This window comes from Dyella sp. GSA-30 (genome assembly GCF_027924605.1).
Lineage (GTDB): Bacteria > Pseudomonadota > Gammaproteobacteria > Xanthomonadales > Rhodanobacteraceae > GSA-30.
Genome location: NZ_AP027042.1, coordinates 4,948,130 through 4,967,750 on the forward strand (window position 1 = coordinate 4,948,130; position 19,621 = coordinate 4,967,750).

Here is a 19,621-nt window from a genome sequence, read left to right on the forward strand (position 1 = left end):
GCCCCAATGCCCATGAGCCACGACATCCTGGTGCTCTACTACAGCCGCAGCGGCCATACCGCCCAGCTGGCAAGGCTGATCGCACGCGGCGTCGAAGAAATTCCCGGCATGCGCGCGCGCCTGCGCCAAGTACCGCCGGTGGCCCCGGTGACCGAAGTGGCCCAACCGCCCGAACCCGAAGAGGGCGCCCCGTACGCCACACGCCAGGACCTGCACGATTGCGCCGGGCTTGCGCTGGGTAGCCCCACCCGCTTCGGCAATATGGCGGCGCCGCTCAAGTACTTCCTTGACTCCACCGGCGCCGAATGGGCAAGCGGCGCCCTGGTCGGCAAGCCGGCGGCCGTCTTTACCGCTACCAGCACCATGCATGGCGGCCAGGAATCGACCCTGCTGTCGATGGCCCTGCCCCTGTTGCATCACGGCATGCTGTTGCTCGGCCTGCCCTTCACCGAAGTCGCCCTGAATGCCACTCAGACCGGCGGGACGCCCTATGGCGCCAGCCATGTCTCCGGTGCGCAGGGCGATCGCAGCATCAGCGAGCACGAACGTGAACTGGCGCGCGCCCTGGGCCGACGCCTGGCCGACACCGCGCGCAAACTGGCGGCATCGGCGTGAGTCAGGTGGCGACGACTTACCGCATCGGTCTCGCCGCCTGGGCCGCGCTCTTTGTCCTGCAACTGGCCTGGTATCTGTGGCTGTTCCCGCCACAGACGATGCCGCTGTGGCTGGTTGTCCTGCTCACGATGGCGCCACTCTTGTTGCCCTTGTTGGCCATCCGTGACGTACGCCGCGCCCTGCTGTGGACCGGCATCCTCAGCCTGTTCTATTTCTGTCACGGCATCGCCGAGGCATGGAGCTCCAGCGGCGAGCGCTGGCTGGCATTGGCCGAGATTTTTCTCACCGTGCTGCTGATCGGTACGTTGGGGGCTGGGGTCAGGCATAAGCGCGCCGCTTGATTTCACTTCCGCGCCTCGAACGGTCGCGACTTCAGTCGCGACCAACCGTAACGCAACCAAAAACCACCTACCCAAACACGACCATGCTCTGCCGCGCCAAGGCCACCGGCTCACCGCCAGGCCCCCATAGCACGATGCCCTGACTGGTATAGCCATCTATCGCGGCATCCAGTTGCGCATCCACGCGCCAGCCTTCGCACGGCATATCGCGCTTGTCCGTCAGCAATTCAAGCATCCAGGTCAACGAACTCCCGGGTGCTGGCTTGGAGAGCAACGACAAGGCGAGCGGAGGAATAAAATCCGCAAAGGCGATGATCTGCACTTCATCCGCCGGACCTTCGTCTTTCAAGGTCAGCTCGACCGAACTGGTCGTCTTGCGGCCGCCGCTATACGGCAGGTCGCCGCGCAACCAGCGTGCGGTGAAATGCTGGGTAAACGCCGGCGTCAGGCCCGGAACAAAAGGGAGCACAGTCGCACCGGCACCGGCATCGACCGGCGGGCGCTGCGGCAAGATGCGTACGACTGACTCGCGCGCGATGCCGAAGATGGCGATCACCAGGCATAGCGTCTGATCGCCATCGACAATACGTCCTTCCAGTTGCAGCGTGTTCTTGCCCTCACGCAACAGCTTCGCCTGCATCTTCACGCGACCGGCAGGCACCGGCGCTAGAAACGTGACCTGCACGGTACGCAAGGGCATCGTGGCCGGCACAAGCTCGCGCATGGCGCGTATGACCAGCGCCGCCTGCAGACCGCCGAATGCGCTGCGGCCCTGTAGCCAGTCCTCGCCGAACTCAGCCGTCCAATGCTCGCCATTGCGCGCAACGGTGGCCATGACTTCACTAAATCGCATGATCAAATCCTGTTCTCAGACTGTCCTACACCCAGGCTCTCGCGATCAACGCAGGCGCGTCGATACCTCGCGGCAGCGTACCGTAAACGCGGCCGCCCTCGCCGAGCCGGCTGGCGATAAATGCCTCGGCCACCAGCGTATTGCCCGACGCCAGCAACAGCCTGGCCTGCAGCGCCAGCGCCATGTCCTGTGCGATCTGGCGTGCGCGATAAGCTAGCGCGTCGTGATCGTCGAGGTTCCGCCTGAGTCGGTCGACCAATGCGGCAAGCCGCGTATCGCCATGGCCTCCATCGAGCTCGTCGAAGAATACCTCGATCACGCCGGGCTCCTTGGCCAGCGCGCGCAGGACATCCAGACATTGCACGTTGCCAGAGCCCTCCCAGATCGAGTTGACCGGCGCTTCGCGATACAGGCGCGGCAGGATGGTGTCTTCGATATAGCCGGCGCCACCCATGCATTCGGCCGCTTCGTTGATCATCGCCGGCGCACGCTTGCAGATCCAATATTTGCCGACGGCCGTCACCAGTCGAGCGAACTTGTGCTCGTGCTCGTCGTGTGCGTGATCCAGCGCATGACCCATGCGCAATGTCAAAGCCAGCGCGGCTTCACTTTCCAGGGCAAGGTCGGCCAACACGTTCTGCATCAACGGCTGGTCGCTAAGCAGCTGGCCGCCTACCTTGCGATACGAGCAATGATGTACGGCCTGGGTGAGTGCCTGGCGCATCAGCGCACTGGAACCGAGCATGCAGTCAAAGCGCGTCATCGCGACCATCTCGATGATGGTTGGAACACCCCGTCCTTCCTCTCCGACCATCCACGCCAACGCACCGCGGAATTCAACTTCGCTGGACGCATTCGACCAGTTGCCCAGCTTGTTCTTGAGCCGCTGGATATAGAACTGGTTGCGTTCGCCATCGGGGCGATGACGCGGCAACAAAAAGCAGGTCAGGCCTTTGTCGGTCTGCGCGAGGGTCAGGAAGGCGTCGCACATCGGTGCGGAACAAAACCATTTGTGTCCGACCAGTTCATAAGCCTGACCGCGGCCGGGCGTACTCACCGGATAGGCACGGGTCGTGTTGGCGCGAACATCGGTGCCGCCTTGCTTCTCGGTCATCGCCATACCGATGGTGACACCTGCCTTCTCGCTCATCGGCACATTGCGTGGATCGTATTGGCGGGAAAGTATCTTCGGCTGCCAGAGACCGGCAAGCTCCGGTTGCAGGCGCAACGCAGGCACGCTGGCAAAGGTCATGGTGAGCGGACAGCCGCTGCCGATCTCAGCCTGTGCATGCAGATAGTAGAGGCCGGCGCGAGTTACATGACCTGACTCGCGCGAACTGTCCCAGGGCATAGCCACCAGACCATGCTCGATCGCTGTGCGCATGAGCTGGTGATAAGCGGGATGGAACTCGACCAGGTCGATACGATGGCCGTAGCGATCATGACTTTTGAAGACCGGCTTGTTTTCGTTGGCCAGGAACCCCGCACTCATCAACGGGCCACCAGCCAAGGTGCCATAGTGCTCCAGTTCCGTCTCGGCGTTGCTACCGTATCGCCGCAGCCACTCCTGCAATGACCGGTCCCGCAAATAGAGGTTGCTACCTTCCAGCGGCGGGACCTGGTTAGTTACTTCGTGCGTTTCGGCATATTGGCTAAAATTCATTCCGGCATCTCGCGCAACGAACGATCGAGGGCGAGTTTCCATGATTCGGCCAACATGGCAAGCGGGAATTTGCCTGGTTGTGCCCACCCGCCATGACAACGGGTGGGCACAGCAGAACTACCGACCTTCGAAAGCTGCACGCACAGCCGCGCCTGCGTCCAGCAAACCAGCGCCGCAACCGCGCCTGCAGGGAGAGGCCATTGGCCGAGCGGAGGCCTTGAGATATTCAGCAGCCTTATCCGGCGTCAATGTAGGCCGGACCGAATACATCATGGCAACTGTCCCGGCCACCTGCGCGGCAGCACCCTCGGTGCCGGCGAGGGATTGGTAGTTTCCTCGCACCGGCCCTCGCTGCCCCGAGTTATAGGTGACGAGCAGATAGTTGTCTAATTGCGTGGAGCCAGCCGTTCCTCCAGGAGCACTCAGCGACACCTTATCCCCATAGCTGGAATATCGGGCAAGCCCGCCCTGACGATCGGCAGCAGCCACTACCACTACACCCGGACAATTGGCTGGATTGATCAATGCAACATCATCGGCCTCGTTGTGTGCCGGCACTACAACTGTCGCGCCACGACTCCGTGCATCGACAATAGCCTCGCCAAGGTATTGCGGGCATGGACCATGCGAGGCCGGTCCAACAATGATGGTCTTGGCCGGGTTGGCATTGGCAGGTACGCCGAAAACCCGGCCGCCCGAGGCCCAGATAATGGCGTCGGCAATATCCACCTCCTTGCCACCGCATGCACCGACCGCACGCACAGGAACGATCTTCGCGCCAGGGGCTACCCCGGTAATGCCGACGCCATTGTTGGCCGCAGCAGCCGCTACTCCCGCGTATACCGTTCCAATCCATCGCGATACGGACGCCTGTTGCAAGCCGCACTCACCTGCGTCGCGCCAGTCTCCCGGATCGGAAGGATCGTCATCCAGGCCATCGCCGTCGCGCGAGTCATCAGCATCGCTGTAGAAATCATAGCCGGGCAGAAGCTGTGATCGCAGGTCTTCATGATCGGTCACACCGCTATCGATCACAGCAATAACCGAGCCCTCACCGTGCGTATACCGCCAGGCATCCTCCACTCGAATGCCAACCTTGGGATCATGCAAGTTCCACTGCCTGGCCCAGAAGGGGTCATCGGCCGCCGCAAACGCAGTCGCTTCGTGCTGCACCTTGCTTTCCCGCGCCATCGTCCCTGATGCGGCACCCATCCCCATGATGGCCGCAGTTATAGCTGCAAGCTGAATCTTCGTATTCATCGATCTTCCTTAATCAACGGATGTCATGTGCCGGCTTAATGCCTGAGGTGAATACCTATGGGCCAACCCCCGGCGGGTCTGTCTGTATCCTGTTCAGCGGCTATCCCTGGCAGCCTCAACGGCACTCCCCGCGTCCAGCAAACCCGTGCCGCATCCGGTACATGGCGCAGACATGGGGCGGGCTGTGTCCATGAGAATGTCGCGCACATCAAGCGGATCGAGCGAAGGATTGGCCGCACGCATCAGCGCGGCAACACCGGCGACATGCGCTGCGGCCATGGCGGTACCGTGATGCGTGGTGTACAGAAAATTCGTCGACCCATCCCAACTGGGCTTGGTTGTCGACCAGATGTCGTCATCAATGAAACGGCCATTGCCACCTGGCGCGCTCAAATGAATCAAACGCCCTGCATTGGAATACTGTGCGAGTGCTCCGCTGCGATCCGCTGCCGCTACCGCCAGGACGCCCGAGCAACTGGTCGGTGACCGCTCAGCTGGATCTTCGCCGTCATCGCCAGCACCTACAATGACCAGAGCGCCGAGGCTGCGCGCCAGTCGTATGGCGTCGGCGCTATAGCGATCGCATGGCCATGGCCCGGTGCTTTCGACAACGATGACACTGGCCGGATGAGGATTGTCCGGCACGCCATTGATTGTGCCGCCTGCAGCCCAGACGATGCCGTCACCCATATCGACCGCTGTACCGCCGCAGCGGCCTGCGACACGTACCGGCAGGATCTTCGCTTCCGGTGCGATTCCGGCGACACCCTCTCCATTATCGGCTCTCGCAGCAATGATGCCCGATAGATGCGTGCCGAAGTTCACACATGGCCCCGGCTCCCATTCACCGACTTCCGATGGATCGTCGTCGCGCCCATCGCCATCTTCTGACAGTTGGATACTGGTCACGAAATCGAAGCCTGGAAGCACCTGTCCCTCCAGGTCGGGATGCCCGGATATGCCTGTCCCCACGACGGCGACAACACTCCCCGCCCCGCGACTAATGGGCCACGCGCCCTGCACGCCAATACCCCCAGCCAAATCATGCAAAGCCCACTGCAAGTGCCACAGCGGGTCGGCCGGAACCGCTTTTCCAGCGATATCCGGCGTTACGGCTATGGGTTCGGACTGTGTCCGATAGGCATCTGCATTTGGTATCGATCGCCCCTGCGTTGCTGCCGCCATGACTGCGCATCCCATGGCAAGCGCGATGGCGCAGGTCTTCCTTTTATGTTCCATCATATGCTCCCGTTCTCCTTTGACTGGCACATCGAAATGTGCAACTAAAGGCTAATCTCCTGTTTAATCGGCTGGTATCGGCGCGTACTGCAAACGCCCCACACCTCGCGGGGAAAGAGAACTTAGGCCATCGCCAGGAGCCGATCAGATACGACGTACGGGGTGGCAGTGACATCGGACAGGTCATGACATGACGTCGCAACGAGCCACACAAAAATGCCAAATGGCGGGGAATGCGATTCTGGCGCCGTCATGTATCGCCTCTACCTCGCCTATAACTTCCGCGCCATCCGAGCAAGGCCAAGGTCAGCTGGAACACTCGACGCCACGGGGCTAAACTGCCGCAACCCCGGACCTGGCCTTTCTTCATGCAGCATCTGACTATCGTCACCACTGGCGGCACCATCGACAAGATCTATTTCGACGACAAGTCGGACTACAAGATTGGTGCGCCGCAGATCGGCGAAATCCTCACCCAGTTGGGCGTTGCATTTCAGTTCGACGTCATTCCGATCCTGCGCAAGGACAGCCTGCACATGGCCGACGAAGATCGGTCCCTGGTTCGCTCCACCATCGAAGCACAGCCACATCGCCACGTGCTGGTGACCCATGGCACCGACACCATGGTCGAGACCGCTCGCGAACTGGCGCAGGTCAAGGGCAAGGTCATTGTCCTGACCGGGGCACTCAACCCGGCCCGGTTTCAGGGCTCGGATGCCGTGTTCAATATCGGCTGTGCCGTCGCTGCCGTACAGACCCTGCCTGACGGCGTATATATCACGATGAACGGACGCGTTTGGGATCCGTTGAAAGTTCGCAAGAATCGCGACGCGAACCGGTTCGAGGAAGCCTGATATCTCCGTCTTACGGCGGGAAACAGCTTGCCAGCCGGACAATCATGCAACCCCTGGAATAGAACGGGCCGAATATATTCGGCCCGCCTGTATAAAATCCCTTTCTCAGCGCTTGCAGGAGACTCCGACTGCCAGGAAAGCGTCGAGTACAGCTGCCGGATTCAGACCAAGATCATTGGTGGCATGTTGGACACCACAGGCACCATCCTCAAAAGTTTCGTTCGCCCTCCAATACAGCATGTTGGCGCGAGCGAATGCCTTGAACGCCTTTTCCGGATCCCAGCCATCGCTCTCGGATAACAAGCAAAACGCCTTGTTGTAGATGCCGCTGGAAAAATGGACACCGATACCATCACGGTATTTACTCAGATGGTCGATCGACGTTCCATCGCGTACAGGCTGACACATATATCGCAACGCCCTCCCGGAAGCCTTGAAGATACTGCCCCCTACTAGATAGTCAGTCTTGCCCTGATCGAACCACTTGGCAGCTTCACCAGCCATGTCCGAGAACGCCTCATTCATACCTCCGGACTCCCCGCGATATAGCAGGCCGGACTGTTGCTCGGTAAAGCCGTGACTCACCTCATGAGCCATCACATCCAGACTTACGAGAGGGTAGTACGTGCCATCTCCATCCCCAAACAGCGTCTCCTGCCCATTCCATGCAGCATTACCCTCGTTTCTGCCCACGTGCACTATCAATTTCAGTGCACTCTTTAATGGCCGAATACCCAGATAATCGCCATACATTCGAAATACCACGCCACCGGCGTGGTGCGCGTCATTGATTGGACCATACGCGCCATTCACCGCATCACCCTCGCTATTGCCACAAGGAAAACGCCATTCCTGGGGCTTCGGCCGAATGTTCCGGATGGTACTTCCCGTGTTGTGTGCATGATACGTGACGACATCGGGTGTGTTCGTCGTGCAATAACCGCCTTCCTGCTTGACCTGCAATGCAGGCCGGCCGACTCCGTAAAAGTATCGACCAACTTTTTCGTTCCCCCCGGGGCCAGAAGCTTCCGCCGTTGTCATGCCTTCCCAGCGTTGCAGTATTTCACCGGTATCCGCATCGATGATGGCTGTAGGACGACTACCGCCTGATACATGCGAAACAAGGTACGCAAGGCGCGCCTTGCCATCGTCTTCGGCATAGACGTAAAGGGCGATGTCTCGATCTTCCCAGTTCGTCGCCGTTGCGCCAGTTTCCTTGCGCCAAAGGGCTCGGGCGGCAGCTTCGCTCAAGCGTGGCTGCACCTTAGGAATATCGCCTGCCAAATCAACGAATACATCGCCACGCTTGGAAACGATCGTATCCCTTGTGGCTACTTCGACCGTAACATCCGCTCCCAGGACCGGTATCCCTTGCCATCGCTGTTGCAAGCGCAGCGTGCGCGTCCCATGCGCCGTCGGCGCGTCCCGCAAGGCAACCAGCTGGCTATCCGCCTCCAGGCCGAGGCCGCCCGCCAAGCTTTCAACGTGCATCGGCACTAGGGACGGGACCGCAATTTGCTCGACCTGCAACTTCGTCGCTGCCATTGCCGACGAACTACCGAGCAACATCGCAGCAGCAAGAGACAGCCGCCTCTGCAAGCTTTCTTCCATGGTGGCACTCTCCCATTTCATCACTGACATCCTGCCAACCCCCAACGAGTCGGCCATCAGATGCCGAATCAGGCTAGTTGCCTGGCAGGCAGACAGCACTTCCCGCTCAACGCCTACTTATGTCAGGCAAGTAATGCTTCGTTAGTGCGAGTTTAGGCATGACTTAAAGATGTGCTGGAGGATGCACCGGCGGGCCCACAGATTGCGCTGTTCGAAACGGATTGCGGACCGTTAGAACCCGTCCAACCATTGTCGGCTCAATAAGTCGGGCCGACCCAAAGGGCCGGCTCGACAATGAACGGCATAAACCTGTTCGCCGCTTACCGGGTACGACTCAGCGCTTGCAAACCACACCGACCGCTTTGAAAGCGTCGACAACATCCGACGATTTCAGCCCCAGATCAGTAGCTGCGCTGACTACCCCACAGGCACCGCCATCGAAGGTCTCGCTGGCCTTCCAATACAGCATATTGGCGCGGGCAAAAGCCTTGAAGGCTTTCTCGGGATTCCAGTCGTCGCTCTTGACCAGTTCGCAATATGCCTTGTTGTAGACACCGCTCGAATAGTGCACATCCAGGCCGTTGTAGTACTTGCTTGCATGGTCGATCGACCTACCGTCGCGCCTCGGCTCGCACATGTAACGCAGGGCGCTGTTTTTTGCCTTGACGATATCGGCACCCACCATCTGGTCGCTTTCTCCACGATCGAACCACTCGGCCGCATCGCCCGCCATGTCGGAGAACGCTTCGTTCATTCCGCCCGACTGCCGGGAGTAGACCAAGCCTGAGTTCTGCTCGGTGAAGCCGTGACTGACCTCATGTGCAATGACATCGAGGCCAACCAGCGGATAAAACGCCGATTGCCCATCGCCGAAAGCCATTTGCCGGCCATTCCAGAACGCGTTCTCGTAGTTCCTTCCATAGTGCACCATCAAGGCCAGGCGCGCCTTGAGCGGCGAGGCATCCAGGTAGGAGCGGTACATGTCGAACACGACCTGGCCAAAATGATGCGCGTCGTTGATCGGGCCATAGCCGCCGTTGACAGCATCACCTTGGCTGGTCGGGCAAAGGAATTGCCAGATCGCGCCGCTGCCAAGATTGGTCGAGTTCTTTAAATGGTATGTGGCCACGTTCTCCGTTTCGGTGCTGCAGTACGCGCCGCTTTGTTTGACGTTCAAAGCGGCCAGACCGCTCTCTCCATAGATGTAACGCCCGGTTTTTTCGTTACCGCCTGGCCCATGTGCTTCGGCGTGCGTCAAACCTTCCCACTGTTCAAGCACTTCACCGGTGTCGGCATCCATGATGGCAGTGGGCCGCGATGGATGTTCGCCGCCGACAAAATAGGACAAGTGATAAGCCAACCTTGCCTTGCCATTCTCTTGCGGGTAGATCATGAGCGTGGCATCACGAGGCTCGACCGTGGCATTGACCGCCGCGATCGATTGTTTGCGCAGTAGATCCATGGCCTGCATCGAGCTGAGTTTTGGCTGCATGCGCGGCAGATCGGTAGCCAGACCGACGTAGACATCGCCTTGTTGCCGCGTCACCACGTCACCGTCGCCGGCTTCGACAGTCGCGGTGGCGCCGAAGATGGGGATCCCACGCCAGGTCTGTTGCATGCGCACGGTACGCGTGCCATGGACGGTCGGCGCCGAACGTGTCACCTCAAGGCGGCTGAAACTTTCCAGGCCCATATTGCCGGCAAGGTCCGCTACCGTTACCGGAGCTGCGGATTTGAACGACATCTTGCCTATTTCTTTTTTTTCCGCCGCCTGCGCGGACGAGGCCAACATGGCCAAAACGATAGCCAACCCCAGCTGGGAACGCGCCATCCTTAGTACGTTGCTCATAGCCTTTCCTCTCGTTGATTCGCGATAAGTCGAGCTGTCGATGGACATCGACAAACCAGACGCAAACCAGACTAGAGCGAGCAGAACGGACGCCATATCCGCGCGGCGCCACTATCGTGGGTCAGGAAAAACCAATGACTATGCGCAATAAAACGTTGGTCGGCACAAACCTATTCCCCAGCCGTTCCAGAGAACCTTTACAGCATGCCAGTCTCAAGCTTGGCAGCATCGGACATCATCGAATGATTCCACGGCGGGTCGAACACCAGGTCGACATCCGCTTCGGACACGGTGGGAATCAATTCGAGTTTGGTACGCGCATCGTCGATGAGGATGTCGCCCATGCCACAACCGGGCGCGGTCAGCGTCATCTTTACGTACACCTTGCGCTGCTGTTCGGCGGCCGCCTCGACACTCACATCGTAGACGAGGCCCAGCTCGACGACATTGATCGGAATTTCCGGATCGAACACCGTGCGCAGTTGCTGCCACACGAGTTTTTCAACATCGGCGTCCGAGGCGTTATCGGCCAGCTCCAGTGGCGGCAACGGCTCCTTGCCCAATGCATCGGCGTCATTGCCGGCAATGCGGAACAGGTTGCCTTCGACGTACACGGTGAAGCTGCCGCCCAGGGCCTGCGTGATATAGCCGATCTGGCCGGCCGGCAGCACCACCGGCTCGCCTTGCGGCACCATGATGGCTGCGCAGTCGCGCTCCAACGTGAAAGGCTCGCTGCTTAGACTGAAACCGCTCATGCCAACCCTGTTCGATACCTTGATGTAGACGTAGCCGGATGCCACGCCAAGCCGCCTATTATGCGCCCGGCGACAGGGGCTTCCCAATGGAAATCGGGCCAGCGCCATGCTTTCTCAAGGTGCGCAGGCCCCATCGCCGGGCCGATTACCTGTCATGCACGTTATGATGCCGGTTTTGCCCCAGGGACAGCCGGATGTCAGAAACCCCTATTCGCCTCGCCTTGGCCGGACCGTTGCAATGAGCGCGCGTCGCTTGCTGGGCTTCGTTTTTGCCTTGATCTGCACAGCGATGATCGGCCTGGCCGCGGGGGCGATCTGGCTGGTGCCTACGATCCTGGTGAGCAAGCTGATGCCTTGGCTGGCCATCCCGATCGGCTGGATCCTGGGCCGCATCGTTCGCGGCTGGGTCAATCCGGGAGGACGCACCGGCGCTGCCGTGCTTGCAGGCCTTGCGATGATCGTAGCCTCGGCTTATCTGGTGGTACTGGTCGCCGGAGCACGTATCGCCGGCTCACTGGGCCTGGGTTTCTTCGACACGCTGCGCGTGGCGGGCATTGGCTTGCTGACCGATATCGCCCGGATGACGCTTACGGGTGGCGATATCGTCTGGTACTCGGCCGGCACGGTTCTAGCGGTCATGGGCGCCCTCCACCGAGGCCGAGCGGCGGCGCCCTCGAGCAGCTAGGTGTCGAGTGTTTTCAAGGCCGCGACCAGCGCACCGGCAGCAGCCTGCCCGTCGCCATAGAGCATGCGCGCGTTATCGGCGTAGAACAGCGCGTTCTCGATACCGGCAAAACCGGTGCCCTTGCCCCGTTTGACCACGATCACCTGACGGGCGTCGGCGACATCCAGAATCGGCATGCCGTAGATCGGCGATGCCGGGTCCGTTTTGGCCAACGGGTTGACCACATCGTTGGCGCCAATGACCAGAGCCACATCGGTGGCGTGAAACTCCGGGTTGATGTCGTCCATATCGGCAATCAGGTCGTAAGGCACGCCGGCCTCGGCCAGCAGGACGTTCATGTGCCCCGGCATGCGCCCAGCCACCGGGTGAATGGCGAATTTCACCTTCACCCCGCGCGCGATCAGCAACTGCGCGAATTCCCACACCTTGTGCTGAGCCTGGGCCACGGCCATGCCATAACCGGGCACGATGACGACGCGCTCGGCGTAGGCCATCATCACGGCCGCATCGGACGCTTCGATCGGCTTCTGCGCCCCCTCGATCGCCTGGGCCACGCCGCCGCCGGCGCCGAAATTGCCGAACAATACGTTGCCGATCGAGCGATTCATGGCCTTGGCCATGAGCTGGGTCAGCAAGGTACCCGCCGCGCCGACTACCGTACCGGCGATGATCATCGCCTCGTTCTGCAGCACGAAGCCCTCGAACGCCACCGCCAGACCGGTAAAAGCGTTATAGAGCGAGATCACCACCGGCATATCGGCGCCGCCGATCGGCAGGGTCATCATCAGGCCGAACAGCAACGCCAGCGCAAAAAACGCTCCGATCAACGGCAGGGTCAAGTGGCCCGACGCCAGCAACGCACCGATCACCACGGCGCCGGCCAGTACCAACATGTTGACGACGCGCTGCCCCGGGAACACGAAACGCCGGTCCAGCCAGCCCTGTAACTTGGCGAAGGCAATCAATGAACCGGAAAAGCTCACTGCACCGATCAAAGCACCCAGGACGGCCAATGCAAGTTGCGGCGTGGAGGGCGCCGAGCCGCCATTGGCGGTGAACTGGCCGCCATCGATCATGACGACTGAACGGCCGGCATAGCCGATCAGCTCGGCCGCGCCGATCGCGGCCGCTGCGCCGCCGCCCATACCGTTATAGAGCGCCACCATCTGCGGCATGGCCGTCATGGCCACTCGCCGCCCCGACCACCAGGCCGCGGCGACGCCGATCAGTACGGCAGCCAGCATCAATCCGCGGTTATGCAGATCCGGCAAAGCGAAAGTTGCTACGACGGCCAGCAGCATCCCTACGCCCGCCCACACGATGCCGCCCCGCGCCGTGCGCGGCGAGCTCATGCGTTTCAGGCCCAGAATGAACAGTAATGCAGCGAGGAAATAGCAGGCTTTGATCAGGTCCGGCAGCCAGGCCATCACTTGGCCCCCTCGCTGCCCGGCTTGGGCTTGCTGGTCTTGAACATTTCCAGCATCCGCTCAGTCACCACGTAGCCGCCGGCGGCGTTCCCCGCGCCCAGCAGCACCCCGGCGAAACCTATCGCGATTTCGAACGAAGTTTCGGCATGCCCTAGCGCAATCATGGCTCCGACCAGCACAATGCCGTGGATGAAATTCGACCCGGACATCAAAGGTGTGTGCAGAATCACCGGTACTCGCGCGATGATCTCGTAACCGGTGAATGCGGCGAGCATGAAGATATATAGCGCCAGGAACCCGTCGATCATGACCCCTCCGTGCCGAACCCCCGTGGTTCGGCCATCATACGGTCGCAGGTCAACGCGCGCGAGCCTGCCGCGTTGATGTCGGGGGACGAATCAATGGAGTCTCAGGATGCGCGATCCGACGACGACGCGGACGACGACGCCATGAACAGCGCAGTCTCCGCTCTCGACACGGACCTGATGACCGACGACGCCCGAGCGGCGCCGGCGACGCTGGACGCTTTCCTGAGCCAGGTGGAACGGCGTGCGTTCCGGCTGGCCGAGTTGAACCTGGGCAACCGCGAGGATGCCCTGGACGCCGTACAGGACGCGATGTTGCGTCTGGTCAAGCACTACCGCGACAAACCCGCGCAGGAATGGACGCCGCTGTTCTGGGGCATCCTGCGCCGCCGTATCGTGGACCTGCAGCGCCGCCGCAAGGTCCGCTCCATCATGGTCGGCTGGCTGGGTGGCGGCCGCGATGATGACGGCGATGAACTACCAAGTTGGGACCCGGCCGATAACGGCCCGGGTCCGATGGACCGACTGCAGGATGCACAGTCGTATGCGGACATGGCGGCAGCCGTGAAAAAACTGCCACAGCGCCAGCGCGAGGCTTTCATGCTGCGCGTGCTGGAAGGCCTGGACGTCGCCGAGACGGCACAGGCTATGGGCTGTTCCGAAGGCAGCGTGAAAACCCATCTGTCGCGCGCGATGCAACATTTGCGCGATCAATTGGAGGAATGGCGATGAACGCGCCAAAACATTCCATCGATCATCGGTCTCTCGAGCAGCGCGCCCGCGCGCTTTATCGCGAGGCATCGCACACCATCGACCCGGCCACCGCCGGTCGACTGCGCGCAGCGCGCCGCACCGCGCTCGAAGCCGCCCAAAAGCCTGCGCAACCACGCGGGGTACGCATGCTGCTGCCGACCGGTGCACTCGCTGCGGTCGCACTGGCCGTGCTGATGGCCTGGTCGCCGCTGCAAAATCGCGGCAACGATGCCTTGCAGGCGCAGATGAATATCGCCAGGGCTATCGATGCCGACAGCGACCTGCCGCCCGATCCGGATAAAGCCGACCCTGGCATGGTTCAGAACCTCGACTTCTACGATTGGCTGGCATCCAATAACAACTCATCCTCTCAGGCGAATCGGTAAGCATGCCATTGCGTCGTTTCGCCTTGTCGCTGTGCCTGGTAACGCTGCTCGCAGGCACAGCGGCGCCTCTGTGGGCACAAGCCGGACCACCTCCCGGCCAGGGCCAGGCGGCACCACGCCCCTGGAACAGCCTGTCGCCCGCCGAACGCGACATGCTGTCACCGATGGGGCCACAGTGGGACTCACTCAAGCCGGAACGCCAGCAGCGCCTGCTGGAACGCGCTCAAGGCTGGAACCGGCTTCCGCCTGACCAGCGGCAGGAAGTGCGCGACCGCATCGCACAATGGCAACAGATGACCCCCGAGCAGCGAGATCAGGCGCGCGAAAACATGCGCCGTTTCCAGCAACTGCCGCCCGAACAGCGCCAGCAACTGCACAACGCGTTCAAGCGCTTCCAGGAACTGCCACCCGACCGACGGGAGCAGTTGATCAAGCAGTTCCAGCAACAGCGTCCTGGAGGGCATCCGCCAGGGAGCATGGGACATCCTGGCGGCGGGCCGCCCAGGCATTGACGAATAAGATGAAGAAAGCCGCGATATTCGCGGCTTTTTTATGTGGGCTTGTCGTTCCGGCATGCGCCAGTCTGGGCCGTGACTTCTCGACAAGCGATGCGAAGCGAGCGGTCAGCTCTTCGGGCCCCTCGGGAGCCGAGTGAGGTTTGGACGATCAGGCCCCGAAGGGGGACTCGGCATGGACGCCGAGTCCTTTTCGACAGGACATGGATGTCCTGTCGAAAAGCCCGGCCAAACCTCACGGTCCTGGAGCGCCGGAGGCGCGGAGGGGCGGCGTACTAGGGGTGTCCTTTCTTTGGTTATCTTTCTTTGGACAAGCAAAGAAAGTAACTCGCGCGCCGGCAGGCGGGCGAAACACGCCGCAGGCGACTTTCTAGCCGAAGCACAGAACCAGAGCGATGCACACTCCAACGACAACCCAACACCGAAGCCACTGGATCCCGGCCTACGCCGGGATGACGATGTAGCGGGAGTCGCGCAAACTTTTTCGTCACTGGCGAAATGACGATGCAGAGAAGCTGCGCGAGTTTTTCGCCCACTGGCGAAATGAGGAGAAACTCATCAGCCCTCGAAGCAAACGGTCCCCAACTTCACCACACAACTCTTACTCACCAACTCATCACCAAAATCAGGACTCAACACCCCATCACGCACCAACAACTCAGCAAAATTGAACACATTGCGCGCATACATCTCCGACGCATGCAACGGCGCCCCCGCCGGCAAATTCAACGGCCCAAGAATCGTCACCCCATGAAGCTCGACCCGCTCACCAGGCCGCGTCAGCTCACAATTGCCGCCACCCTCGGCCGCCAGATCGACAATCAAGGCGCCAGGTTTCATGCCTTCGACCATCGCGGCGGTAAGAATCTTCGGTGACGGACGCCCCGGCACCGCAGCCGTGGTCACGATCACATCGACCGACTTCACATGCTCGGCCAGCGCCTGCTGTTGCGCAGCGCGTTCCTCGGCGGAAAGCTCGCGTGCATAGCCGCCACTACCGGCAGCGCTGACGCCCAGCTGGACAAACTTCGCACCCAGCGACTCCACCTGTTCGCGCGTCTCCGGCCGCACGTCATAACCTTCGATCTGCGCACCCAGTCGGCGCGCCGTGGCGATTGCCTGCAGGCCGGCAACACCCGCTCCGATCACCAGCACGCGCGAGGGGCGGATAGTACCGGCGGCGGTCGTCAGCATCGGGAAAAATTTGGGCGCGGCTTCAGCGGCGATCAGCATCGCGCGATAACCGGCAACTGCCGCCTGCGAACTGAGCACATCCATCGCCTGCGCGCGCGTCGTGCGCGGCAACAGTTCCAGCGCAAAGGCGGTAATGCCCCGCTCGCCCATGGCGGCGATACGCTCCGCGGCACCATAGGGTCGCAACTGTCCGATCAACACACTGCCTGCGCGCAGGCGGGCTACCGTTGCATCGTCCGGCGGCAACACGCAGGCCAGCACATCCGCCTGCGCCAGAACTTCCGCAGCATCGCCGAATTCGCCATCGACGTAGCTGGCATCGGGAAACCCGGCCGAAGCGCCGGCGCCATGCTCGAGCAAGACCCGAACCCCCTTGGCACGCAATTTCTTTGCAGTTTCCGGCGTAATCGCGACACGTCGCTCGCCAACGGCGGTTTCACGCAATGCGGCCACGGTGATCGGCATCGGGGACTCCCTGCGGATGATTCGGGCCATCATAAGGCCTTAATGGACCGCGCTTGTACCCGGGGGGCACCTCGGGAGTAGACTGACCAGCCGCATACGGCATCGATACCCGGCGGGCAAGACGAGCTGGAGATCCATTGATGTCCGTGCAGGTGAAATTCGATTCGCTGTCTCCCGATCCACTGCTGGCCAGGGCGCGTGCGGTACGCGAACGGGCTTACGCGCCCTATTCCAACTTTCTGGTGGGCGCCACCTTGCTCACTCACGACGGCCGCCACTTCGATGGCTGCAACGTGGAAAACGCGTCCTATGGCCTGTGCAATTGTGCCGAACGCACGGCGCTGTTTGCTGCGATCGCCGCAGGCTGCAAGCCCGGCGATTTCGCCGCCCTGGCGGTGATCGGCGACACGCCTGCGCCGATCGCGCCTTGCGGCGCCTGTCGCCAGGTGATGGCCGAACTCTGCAACCAGGAGATGCCCGTCATATTGGCCAATCTGCAGGGCGACGTGCAGTTGACCACGGTCGGCAAGCTGCTCCCAGGCTCGTTTCAATTGCCCTGAGTCCGATGAGACCTGGAGTCATCGGACGTGAGCCGATGAACTGCTAGCATGACCGCTTTGAGATCGAGTCACGCCATGCTTTCTGCTCTCGAGTTGCTACAACAGCGCCATTCGGCACCCTCGCGCCAGCTCGGCGAACCCGCGCCCGACGATGCGACCTTGCGCACGCTGCTGGAAGCGGCCATCCGAGTGCCCGACCACAGCAAGCTCGAGCCGTTCCGGCTGGTGCTGCTACGCGGCGACGCCAAGCTGCATTTTGGCGAACGCCTGGCCGAGATCGCCATTCGCCGCAATCCGGACCTGCCTGAGTCCAAGCGCGAAAAAGAGCGCTTGCGCTACACCTTTGCGCCGCTCGTGGTGATAGTGATTTCGCACGTGCACCCTGAAAGCACGGTGCCTGTCATCGAGCAACAGTTCGCCGCCGCCTGCGTCGCACACAACTTGCTGCTCGGCACCTATGCCCTTGGCTACGGCGCGCAGTGGCTGACCGGCTGGGCGGCGTACGATCGCGAAGCGGCCGCGCTACTTGACCTCAAGGACAACGAACAAGTCGTTGGCTTCGTGCATATCGGCACGCCGGATATCGATATCCCCGATCGCGATCGCCCCGTGCTCGACGATCTGATCTCGACCTGGGCACCATGAGCGAGGCAAGCCCCATCGTTCATCTCGTTGACGGAAGCCTGTATGTCTTCCGTGCCTGGCACTCCATGCCCGACGAGTTCACCGACGTCGACGGACACCCGATCAACGCGGTGCACGGGTTTACGCGGTTCTTGTGCGAACTGCTGGAAAAGACCAAACCGGAACATATCGCGGTGGCCTTCGATGCATCGCTGACTACCTCGTTCCGCAACGCGATCTATCCGAAATACAAGGCCAACCGCGAGCTGCCGCCACCCGACCTCGAACGGCAGTTCGTCGTGTGCCGCGAGATTGCCGAGGCGCTCGGCCTGCCTGTACTGATCGACCATAGCTACGAAGCGGACGATCTTATCGGCAGCGCGCTGTGGGGACTGCGCGCGCATGGATTCCGCGCCGTCATCGTTTCGGCCGATAAAGATTTCGGTCAGCTGCTGGGCGAACACGACGAACAGTGGGACTACGCGCGCAACCTGCGCTGGGGCCCGGCCGGCGTACTGGAAAAACTCGGCGTGCATCCGCACCAGGTCGCCGACTATCTGGCCTTGTGCGGGGACGCCGTCGACAACATCCCCGGCGTACCGGGCGTCGGCGCCAAGACGGCAGCGGCCTTGCTCATGCATTTCGGCAGCCTCGACGCCCTGCTCGACCGCGTCGACGAAGTGGCTTTTCTGCGCATTCGTGGCGCTGCGTCTTGTGCGGCGAAGCTCAAGGAGCATGCCGAGATGGCACGCCTATATCGCCGTCTTACACGTATCGCGCTTGATGTGCCCGTTGCATCACATGCCGACGCCTTGCTTCGCCAGGATAGCGAATGGGCAAAACTGGAAGTCATCAGTGAACGACTTCGCTTTGGCCCACTGACGCGTTCGCGACTGCGCGCCTTGACGGCCCGTTAATCGATCAATCCTCGGCACCCAACTGGCGCAGTGCGTTCGCGGACTGATCATTGCCTTGCTTCAATGCCACGGCGAGCGCCGTACTACCGTGCGCATCGACATGATTGATATCTGCGCCCTTGGCGACAAGAGCTGGCAGCAAATCCAGTCGCCCGAATAGGGTTGCGAACGAGAGAGCCGTTTCACCCGCGTTATTGGTCTGATCAATCGGGCAATGTGCATCGATCAGGATATGCGCGACCTCCACGTGCCCTTTGTACAACGCCCCCATCAAGCCCGTGTTGCCATTGCGATCGCCGAGGCAGGCATTAGCTCCAATGCTCAACAGATAGCGCAAGGCGTCGGGTTGATTGTTGTAGGCGGCAAGAACGACCGCGCTGTAGCCGCTCGATGTTTGACTATCGATCGGATAATGCGCCTCGTAGAGCGCTTGCAGGATATCGATGCGACCGACACGCGCGGCATCGAACCATTCTGAATCGTAGCGATGAGCATCGACCCACTGCGCCTGTGGTTTGGGGATGTTCTGTATGTGGTCTGCGTGTGCCATCAGACGCAACGAGGGGAAGCAGAACCACACGCCTACCGCGACTAGTGCAACGACGATAGGGGTAATCACGAACCAGGTTCGGCGATGTCTAAACATGGCCAATACTCCTTGAAGCCTTCGTTAATAGCGGGCGAAACGATAACGGCGCCCCAAAGGCCTCGAAACGTCCCCTACTCGTCATTCCGGCGGAGGCCGGAATC

Annotated in this window: 21 protein-coding genes; 10 read left to right on the plus strand and 11 right to left on the minus strand. The window is 61.2% G+C overall.

The window, feature by feature from the left end:
* Positions 1–12: 12 nt before the first annotated feature.
* Together wrbA and QMG46_RS21295 are read left to right on the plus strand one after the other, a co-directional pair.
* The gene (wrbA, locus tag QMG46_RS21290) at positions 13–615 is read left to right on the plus strand and encodes an NAD(P)H:quinone oxidoreductase (RefSeq protein WP_281849895.1); all 603 of its coding nucleotides are present in this window, start codon (positions 13–15) and stop codon (positions 613–615) included.
* Positions 612–956, plus strand: a complete 345-nt coding sequence (locus QMG46_RS21295) for a DUF2069 domain-containing protein (RefSeq protein WP_281849896.1) — start codon at positions 612–614, stop codon at positions 954–956. Before wrbA ends, QMG46_RS21295 begins: the two co-directional genes overlap by 4 nt.
* A gap of 67 nt (positions 957–1,023) precedes the next feature.
* On the opposite strand, the gene QMG46_RS21300 is transcribed toward QMG46_RS21295, so the two are convergent.
* From QMG46_RS21300 to QMG46_RS21315, 4 genes are all read right to left on the minus strand, one after another.
* Complete coding sequence (locus QMG46_RS21300) at positions 1,024–1,809, minus strand: thioesterase family protein (protein ID WP_281849897.1); 786 nt, start codon at positions 1,807–1,809, stop codon at positions 1,024–1,026.
* A 25-nt stretch (positions 1,810–1,834) separates the two neighbouring features.
* Complete coding sequence (locus QMG46_RS21305) at positions 1,835–3,472, minus strand: acyl-CoA dehydrogenase family protein (RefSeq protein WP_281849898.1); 1,638 nt, start codon at positions 3,470–3,472, stop codon at positions 1,835–1,837.
* Positions 3,473–3,589: 117 nt separating this feature from the next.
* Positions 3,590–4,732, minus strand: a complete 1,143-nt coding sequence (locus QMG46_RS21310; RefSeq protein WP_281849899.1) for a S8 family serine peptidase — start codon at positions 4,730–4,732, stop codon at positions 3,590–3,592.
* Between the two features lie 93 nt (positions 4,733–4,825).
* Positions 4,826–5,974: a S8 family serine peptidase gene (locus QMG46_RS21315; RefSeq protein ID WP_345781779.1), complete on the minus strand. Its 1,149-nt coding sequence runs from the start codon at positions 5,972–5,974 to the stop codon at positions 4,826–4,828.
* Positions 5,975–6,339: 365 nt separating this feature from the next.
* On the opposite strand from QMG46_RS21315, the gene QMG46_RS21320 reads away from it, so the two are divergent.
* The gene (locus QMG46_RS21320; protein ID WP_281849900.1) at positions 6,340–6,825 is read left to right on the plus strand and encodes an asparaginase domain-containing protein; all 486 of its coding nucleotides are present in this window, start codon (positions 6,340–6,342) and stop codon (positions 6,823–6,825) included.
* Positions 6,826–6,930: 105 nt separating this feature from the next.
* On the opposite strand, the gene QMG46_RS21325 is transcribed toward QMG46_RS21320, so the two are convergent.
* From QMG46_RS21325 to sufT, 3 genes are all read right to left on the minus strand, one after another.
* The gene (locus QMG46_RS21325) at positions 6,931–8,436 is read right to left on the minus strand and encodes a M4 family metallopeptidase (RefSeq protein ID WP_281849901.1); all 1,506 of its coding nucleotides are present in this window, start codon (positions 8,434–8,436) and stop codon (positions 6,931–6,933) included.
* A gap of 334 nt (positions 8,437–8,770) precedes the next feature.
* Entirely contained in the window at positions 8,771–10,285 is a 1,515-nt protein-coding gene (locus QMG46_RS21330; protein WP_281849902.1) for a M4 family metallopeptidase, read from the minus strand.
* A 197-nt stretch (positions 10,286–10,482) separates the two neighbouring features.
* Positions 10,483–11,040 carry a putative Fe-S cluster assembly protein SufT gene (gene sufT / locus QMG46_RS21335; RefSeq protein ID WP_281849903.1) on the minus strand — a complete coding sequence of 186 codons (558 nt, stop codon included), beginning with the start codon at positions 11,038–11,040 and terminating at the stop codon, positions 10,483–10,485.
* A 238-nt stretch (positions 11,041–11,278) separates the two neighbouring features.
* On the opposite strand from sufT, the gene QMG46_RS21340 reads away from it, so the two are divergent.
* The gene (locus QMG46_RS21340) at positions 11,279–11,725 is read left to right on the plus strand and encodes a hypothetical protein (protein ID WP_281849904.1); all 447 of its coding nucleotides are present in this window, start codon (positions 11,279–11,281) and stop codon (positions 11,723–11,725) included.
* Here QMG46_RS21340 and QMG46_RS21345 read toward each other — a convergent pair.
* Both QMG46_RS21345 and QMG46_RS21350 read right to left on the minus strand, forming a co-directional pair.
* Positions 11,722–13,152: an NAD(P)(+) transhydrogenase (Re/Si-specific) subunit beta gene (locus QMG46_RS21345; protein ID WP_281849905.1), complete on the minus strand. Its 1,431-nt coding sequence runs from the start codon at positions 13,150–13,152 to the stop codon at positions 11,722–11,724. The two genes, QMG46_RS21340 and QMG46_RS21345, sit on opposite strands and share 4 nt — an antisense overlap.
* On the minus strand, positions 13,152–13,460 hold the full coding sequence (locus QMG46_RS21350; protein WP_281849906.1) for an NAD(P) transhydrogenase subunit alpha part 2: 309 nt from the start codon (positions 13,458–13,460) through the stop codon (positions 13,152–13,154). The genes QMG46_RS21345 and QMG46_RS21350 overlap by 1 nt, the downstream gene beginning before the upstream one ends.
* A 141-nt stretch (positions 13,461–13,601) precedes the next feature.
* Between QMG46_RS21350 and QMG46_RS21355 the strand changes: the two genes are divergently transcribed.
* Genes QMG46_RS21355 through QMG46_RS21365 form a run of 3 tightly spaced genes read left to right on the plus strand, consistent with a single transcriptional unit; the run spans position 13,602 to position 15,108 of the window.
* Entirely contained in the window at positions 13,602–14,189 is a 588-nt protein-coding gene (locus tag QMG46_RS21355) for an RNA polymerase sigma factor (protein ID WP_281852945.1), read from the plus strand.
* Positions 14,186–14,596, plus strand: coding sequence for a hypothetical protein (locus QMG46_RS21360; protein WP_281849907.1), 411 nt, complete (start codon positions 14,186–14,188; stop codon positions 14,594–14,596). Before QMG46_RS21355 ends, QMG46_RS21360 begins: the two co-directional genes overlap by 4 nt.
* Before the next feature lie 2 nt (positions 14,597–14,598).
* The gene (locus QMG46_RS21365; RefSeq protein WP_281849908.1) at positions 14,599–15,108 is read left to right on the plus strand and encodes a DUF3106 domain-containing protein; all 510 of its coding nucleotides are present in this window, start codon (positions 14,599–14,601) and stop codon (positions 15,106–15,108) included.
* A 561-nt stretch (positions 15,109–15,669) separates the two neighbouring features.
* On the opposite strand, the gene QMG46_RS21370 is transcribed toward QMG46_RS21365, so the two are convergent.
* Entirely contained in the window at positions 15,670–16,770 is a 1,101-nt protein-coding gene (locus QMG46_RS21370) for an NAD(P) transhydrogenase subunit alpha (RefSeq protein ID WP_281849909.1), read from the minus strand.
* 140 nt (positions 16,771–16,910) lie between these two features.
* On the opposite strand from QMG46_RS21370, the gene cdd reads away from it, so the two are divergent.
* The 3 genes from cdd (at position 16,911) to QMG46_RS21385 (ending at position 18,871) form a co-directional block, all read left to right on the plus strand.
* Positions 16,911–17,330, plus strand: a complete 420-nt coding sequence (gene cdd, locus QMG46_RS21375) for a cytidine deaminase (protein ID WP_281849910.1) — start codon at positions 16,911–16,913, stop codon at positions 17,328–17,330.
* Positions 17,331–17,405: 75 nt separating this feature from the next.
* Positions 17,406–17,975, plus strand: coding sequence for a nitroreductase family protein (locus QMG46_RS21380; protein ID WP_281849911.1), 570 nt, complete (start codon positions 17,406–17,408; stop codon positions 17,973–17,975).
* Positions 17,972–18,871 carry a 5'-3' exonuclease gene (locus tag QMG46_RS21385; protein ID WP_281849912.1) on the plus strand — a complete coding sequence of 300 codons (900 nt, stop codon included), beginning with the start codon at positions 17,972–17,974 and terminating at the stop codon, positions 18,869–18,871. Before QMG46_RS21380 ends, QMG46_RS21385 begins: the two co-directional genes overlap by 4 nt.
* A 4-nt stretch (positions 18,872–18,875) precedes the next feature.
* Here the strand turns inward: QMG46_RS21385 and QMG46_RS21390 are convergent, their stop codons facing one another.
* The gene (locus QMG46_RS21390) at positions 18,876–19,517 is read right to left on the minus strand and encodes an ankyrin repeat domain-containing protein (protein WP_281849913.1); all 642 of its coding nucleotides are present in this window, start codon (positions 19,515–19,517) and stop codon (positions 18,876–18,878) included.
* Positions 19,518–19,621 lie beyond the last annotated feature (104 nt).